The sequence below is a fragment of the Cryobacterium sp. RTC2.1 genome, assembly GCF_035018685.1.
GTDB classification, from domain to species: domain Bacteria; phylum Actinomycetota; class Actinomycetes; order Actinomycetales; family Microbacteriaceae; genus Cryobacterium; species Cryobacterium glucosi.
Genome location: NZ_JASJXJ010000346.1, coordinates 1 through 556 on the forward strand (window position 1 = coordinate 1; position 556 = coordinate 556).

Genomic DNA, 556 nt, shown 5'->3' on the forward strand with positions numbered 1-556 from the left:
GTTCGGGGCCGGGCGGTTCTGGGCGGGGAGGTTCGCGGCCGGATGCTCGGACGGGTGTGCCAGGCGGCTCACTGGGGCTCGGCCTTGCCGAGGCGCCAGTAGCCCATGAAGGAGACGCGCCGGCGGTCGACACCGGTCTCGCTCACGAGGAACCGGCGGAGGCGCTTGATCGCGCCGGCCTCTCCGGCGAGCCAGGCGTAGAAGCCTGCGCCCGGCGGTGTGTCCGGGGTGTCCCACAGGGTTTCGCGGTCGATGTCGATCTCGAGCTCGGCCGCGTTCACGGCGACGCCGGTCGGGACCTCGGGCCCCTGGTGGCCGGCGACCCAGGTGCGCACGGCGGCGTCGAGGCGTTCGCCGTGCGGGGCGCCTCCGCGCGGAAGCCAGGTGACGGTGCAACCGTCCGGGACCCGCACGTCGAGCTGGTCCGCGGCATCCGGCACCTCGAGGAAGGCGTGCGCCGTGCGCCCGGGCTGCAGGGTATCGAGGATGCCGCAGATCGCGGGGACCGCGGTCTCGTCGCCCGCGAGGAGCAGGTAGGTCGCGTCGCCGGGGCGCC

At 75.0% G+C, this 556-nt stretch carries 1 protein-coding gene; it reads right to left on the bottom strand.

Annotated features, from left to right (window positions below; translation table 11 throughout):
* Nucleotides 1-68: 68 nt before the first annotated feature.
* The coding region (locus QN357_RS19220) for a siderophore-interacting protein (protein WP_323505430.1) at nucleotides 69-556 on the bottom strand (488 nt) is incomplete at its 5' end.